This is a genomic window from Amycolatopsis sp. NPDC059235 (genome assembly GCF_042754125.1).
Classification (GTDB): Bacteria; Actinomycetota; Actinomycetes; order Mycobacteriales; family Pseudonocardiaceae; genus Amycolatopsis; species Amycolatopsis albidoflava.
Window position 1 is genome coordinate 1 of the sequence record NZ_JBHZAG010000183.1, and the last position, 4,990, is coordinate 4,990.

4 protein-coding genes are annotated in these 4,990 nt (G+C 69.8%); 2 read left to right on the top strand and 2 right to left on the bottom strand.

Annotated elements, in window-relative coordinates; translation table 11 throughout:
* Window positions 1-370 precede the first annotated feature (370 nt).
* The gene (locus ACFXI3_RS47025; RefSeq protein WP_378408738.1) at window positions 371-952 is read left to right on the top strand and encodes a DNA-binding protein; all 582 of its coding nucleotides are present in this window, start codon (window positions 371-373) and stop codon (window positions 950-952) included.
* Window positions 953-1,042: 90 nt separating this feature from the next.
* Window positions 1,043-1,699, top strand: coding sequence for an RES family NAD+ phosphorylase (locus tag ACFXI3_RS47030; RefSeq protein ID WP_378408740.1), 657 nt, complete (start codon window positions 1,043-1,045; stop codon window positions 1,697-1,699).
* Here ACFXI3_RS47030 and ACFXI3_RS47035 read toward each other — a convergent pair.
* Both ACFXI3_RS47035 and ACFXI3_RS47040 read right to left on the bottom strand, forming a co-directional pair.
* Complete coding sequence (locus ACFXI3_RS47035; protein WP_378408742.1) at window positions 1,692-3,620, bottom strand: S9 family peptidase; 1,929 nt, start codon at window positions 3,618-3,620, stop codon at window positions 1,692-1,694. The genes ACFXI3_RS47030 and ACFXI3_RS47035 overlap by 8 nt on opposite strands.
* A gap of 38 nt (window positions 3,621-3,658) precedes the next feature.
* Window positions 3,659-4,624 carry a TerC family protein gene (locus tag ACFXI3_RS47040; RefSeq protein WP_344286476.1) on the bottom strand — a complete coding sequence of 322 codons (966 nt, stop codon included), beginning with the start codon at window positions 4,622-4,624 and terminating at the stop codon, window positions 3,659-3,661.
* Window positions 4,625-4,990 lie beyond the last annotated feature (366 nt).

Below are 4,990 nucleotides of genomic sequence, written 5' to 3' on the forward strand. Positions count from 1 at the left end.
CCTAACCCCGCCCCCCCCCCCCCGCCCAAAAAGCCAACCCGGGCCAACCGCCGGGCGGGGCGCCCGGGGGTACACCCCCCGCCCCGCCCGCCACGCCCCACCCCCTGTCCCCCCAGCTTCCGCCGCGGACGGCGGAGCACGGGCCGCACCCGAGGGCGGGAAACCGATTACTCGTTCGCAACGTAAATCCGCGGTCCGGGAGTGTCAAGCACTCGAAAGCCTGGACAAGCCACCCGGTGCGGGGCAGACTGTCCCGACATCGCCTACGCATCGTGTTTACTTCTGTGCGATGCGTGGCGATCTTTGGTGAATTCACCCACAAAAAGGCCAGAAACCGCACGAACCCGCACACACGCGCTAGGCTGAGCGTATGTCGATAGCGCTGGAGAACGTTCTCGCCAGAGCCGGCCTCAAGGCCGACGCGAACGAGTTCCTCACGCTCGTGGAGGACGCGGCCCGCAGGCTGTCGCCGCCCAATCCCGACCCCTCGCACTACTTCTCCCCCGACCAGCAGGCCGCGCTCACCGACGCCGGTCTCGACCTGAGCCCGCGAGACGAGGGCGAGACGGACTTCCGCGCGCGCACCGTCGCCGCGCACGCCGTGCTCGCCGATTCCGCGCTGTCGGTCGGCCAGGCCGCCGAGATGCTGAACGTCGACGACAGCCGGATCCGGCACCGCCTCAAGGAAGGCAGACTCACCGGCTGGAAAGACCAGGGATGGCGGCTGCCCGCGTGGCAGTTCAACGGCGCGGGCGTGCTGCCCGGCCTCGAAACCGTGCTGCGCGCCGTCCCCGAGGACCAGCCGGCGCTGGTCGTCGCCGCGTTCATGAACACCCCGCAGGCCGACCTGGTGATCAGCGACCGGCCCGCGACGCCGCGGCAGTGGCTGCTCGCCGGCGGCGACCCCGAGCAGGTCGCCCGGCTGGTCGCCACGCTCGGCTCGCCGTTCTGACCCGCTGACCCTCCCCGCCTGCGCGCGCCCCGCCCTCCGTGCGCCAAGGCCCGCCCCCTGCCCCGACACAGGACGGACAACCTCCCCCGCATGGCCCGGCTCCCCTCGCCTCCGGCGCGGTCGGCTCTGGTCAAGGGGCTGGACCGCAGCCACGACGTGGTTTCAGTGCAGCCCGAGACCCGGCTGGTCCGCATCTTCACCGCGCACGGCAATCACCCGCAGCAGTGGAACGCCTTCCGCTACACCGGCCCGCTCCCGCACGGCCGGTTCGACCAGCAGCCGCCCGGCCGCGGCGGCCGTCCGGTCACCGACCCGGGCAACGGCGTGCTGTATTTCGGCCTGACCGTGCGCACGAGCGTCGCCGAGGTGTTCCAGACGACCTCGACGGTGGACCGCACGACGCGCGGCCCGAGACTGGTCGTGGTGCGCCCGACGCGGGTGCTGCGGCTGCTCGACCTCACCGGCCTGTGGCCGACCCGGGTCGGCGCGTCGCAGGAGATCTCCAGCGGCCCGAAGAAGATCACCCAGGCGTGGGCGCGGGCGATCCGCGGCGCGATGCCGGACCTCGACGGGCTCTGGTACCGCTCGTCGATGGACGCGGGCAGGCCCTCGGTGTGCCTGTGGGACCCGCCCGCGGGCGCGGCGCTGCCGATCGCCCCGGACGTCCTGCTTCCGCTGGACCATCCGGGGCTCGACGTGCCGCTCGGGCGGGTGTGCGAGGAGCTGAACTACACGCTGCTCAGCTGAGGTGCCGGGCCCACCAGGCCAGCACCGCCTCGAACCGCTGCACGCGGTGCCGCGGCTTGCCCGAGCGCGTCAGCTCGTGCCCCTCGCCGGGGAACAGCAGGAATTCCGTCTCCACGCCGGCCTGGCGCAGCGCCACGAACTGCCGCTGCGCCTGCTCCAGCGGACAGCGCCAGTCCTGCTCGGAATGCGCGACGGCGAACGGGATCCGGATGTCGGCGGCGTAGCTGAGCGGGCTGCGCAGACGCTGCTCCTCCGGGTCCGCGCCGACGTAGCCCTCGGTGAAGTAGTAGCCGATGTCGGAGCTGCCGGCGAAGGAATCCCACGCGTTCACCGCGCGCTCGCTCCACGCCGCGCGGAACCGGTCCGGGTACTTCGCAGCGACCCAGCTCGTCATGAATCCGCCGTAGGAACCGCCCATGATCCCGGTCCGCGACGCGTCGAGGTCCGGCCGTTCCAACGCCTTGTCGAGCAGTGCGAGGACGTCGTCGACATCGACAGTGCCCATGTTGTGCACGACCGAAGTACCGTGCGATTGCCCGTATCCGGCCGATCCGCGCGGGTTGCCGAGCACGACCGCGAATCCGGCCGACGCATAGACCTGCGCCTCGTCGAACACCGTCCATTCCTGCTGGGCGAACGGCCCGCCGTGCACCACTCGCAGCACCGGATGCGGTCCGTCGCCCTCGGGAAGCACGAGCCAGCCATGCACCGGGTAGCCGTCCGGCGCGGTCGTTTCGAGTTCCACGACCTCGCAAAGACCCTTGTCCCGCAACGGCTTCGAGTAATCGGTGAGCGCACGCGGGCCGCCCGGGCCGAGCACCACCAGCTCGCCCGCGGTGTCCAGCCCGGCCACAACCGCGACGACAGTTTCGCCATCCGCCGCGAATCCGTGGACCGCCGACTGTCCGGCGTGCAGCACGCGCAAGTCGTCGAACTTCGCCCCGTCGGCGTCCGTCGCGATCGCCCGCAGTTCCACCGCACCGCGATTGCGGACGGCGACCAGCACCTCGTCGCCGAGCGGAACCGCCGGACCGGAACCGATCTCGACGTCCACGGTCTCCACATCGGTCAGCCGCCGTGGTTTCCCGTCCGGCACGACCGCATACAGCCCGGTGTTGGAAGCGACGACGACACCGTCCTCATGGGACGTGCCGAAGAAGTAGAGCGTGCCGTCCGCCGCGTACACCGGCTGATCGGCGTACCCGGCGCAGGCCGCGAGCACCTCGGGTTCGCCGCCGTCGACCGGGAACGCGACGAGGTCGTGCTCGCGCGTTTCAATCCGGTCGAAATCGTGCGGCACGATCACGACGACACGCTCGCCGTCCGGCGTCCAGACCGGCTGGCTGACGCTGTAATCGCGCGGCGTCACCGCTTCCGGCTCGCCCTCTTCGAACGTGTCGAGCACGTACAGCCGCTTCGGCCGGTCGCGCAGGAAACCGATGTTGTCGATCCGGTAGTCGAGCCGGGTGATCAGCCGCGGCGCCTCGGCGGCGGGCTCCGGCGTGCGCTCGTCGGCGTCCTCGGTGCCGTAGCGGCCCGGCTCGGCTTCCCGCGCGGTGAACGCGAGCCAGCGCGAATCCGGGGCCCACACCGGAGCGTCCGCGCCGAGGTGCAGCGACGTCAGCTTCCGGGCTTCGCCGCCGTCGACGGGCATCACGTGCACCTGCGGGCTGCCTTCGGAGCCCTTCCCGTCGCCCGCGCGCAGGAACGCGACCCAGCGGCCGTCCGGCGAAATCGCCGGGGCGGAGTCGCGCGGACCGTGCGTCCACGGAGTTTCGCCGCCCGACAGCGAGATCCGCCGGATCGCGCTGCGGTACTGGTCGGCTTCCAGGTCGGGACTGCTCACCGCGGCGAGCAGGAGGTCACCGCGCAGCGCGGGACGGCCGGGGACGGCGAGGACTTCGATGTCGGCAGGACGCATGCCGACGACCGTACCCGATCCTTAGCAAGGCAAACGACCTATTTCGCCTCGACCGCCCGCTGTTCGTCGCGCTTGGCTTTCGCCAGGCTGAGCACCGTGGTGACGGTGAGGACCACGACGATGACGCCGAGGGACATCCAGTTGCTGATGTCGAGCCAGTCCGGCGCGAGGTGGTACTCGTGCAGCGCGTGCACCACGAGCTTCGCGCCGATGAAGGCGAGGATCACCGCGAGGCCGTAGCTGAGGTAGACGAGCTTCGTGACCAGCCCGCCGAGCAGGAAGTACAGCTGCCGCAGGCCCATCAGCGCGAACGCGTTGGCGGTGAAGACGAGGAACGCTTCTTGGGTGATGCCGAAGATCGCCGGGATGGAGTCCACCGCGAACAGCAGGTCGGCCGAGCCGATCGCGATGATGACCAGCAGCATCGGGGTGATCTTCCGCTTGCCGCCTTCCTTCACCAGGTACTTGTGGCCGTGGTAGTCGTCGGTGACCGGGAAGAGCTTGCGCACCCAGCGGGTGAGCGCGTTCTCGTGGTACTCCTCCTCGTCGCCGTTGCCGCGCAGCATGCTGATCGCGGTCCACACGAGCACCGCGCCGAAGACGAAGAACACCCACACGAACTGGTTGATCAGCGCCGCGCCGACCGCGATGAACACGCTCCGCATGCCCAGCGCGAGCAGGATGCCGACGAGCAGCACGCGGTGCTGGTGGATCGCGGGCACCTTGAACGAGGTCATGATGATCATGAAAATGAAGAGGTTGTCCACGCTCAGCGAGTACTCGGTGATGTACCCGGTGAAGAACTGGACCCCGGGGTCGTGCCCGGCGAAGAACCAGACGCCCGCGCCGAACAGGACGGCGCAGCCGATGTAGAAAATCACCCAGCGAGCGGCCTCGCCGGTGGTCACCTCGTGCGGCTTGTGGTCGACGATCACCAGGTCGATGGCGATCAGCGCGAGCAGCCCGCCGACTGTCGCGAACCACAGCCACAGGGGGACGGTCATCTCAGAAACCTCCGGATAGTGCGCAGCAGCAACTAACCGGAGGTCTCTCCCGCCGGTACGAAACCGGCCGACGGTGCCGGGGACCTCGGCGAATGCTCCGCCGGGTCACCGTGCTGACGACACCGCCGCGAAGGAATACTCCCCTCACAGCGCGTTCAGTCTGCCGGTTACAGCCCGCAAACGCCAGCCGAGGTTGCCCACATCACCGAACCAGCCGTGTCTTCTTCACCACTCCAGGCATCAACAGCCAACCCCCGCGACTCTCCGAATCCACCAACCCCCTCGCCTCCCCCCTTCCGGTACCACCACCGCGGGATTGCTTTTAGCCGGCGTTTGGGGCTGAGCGGCGGGACAGGCCGAAGGGGC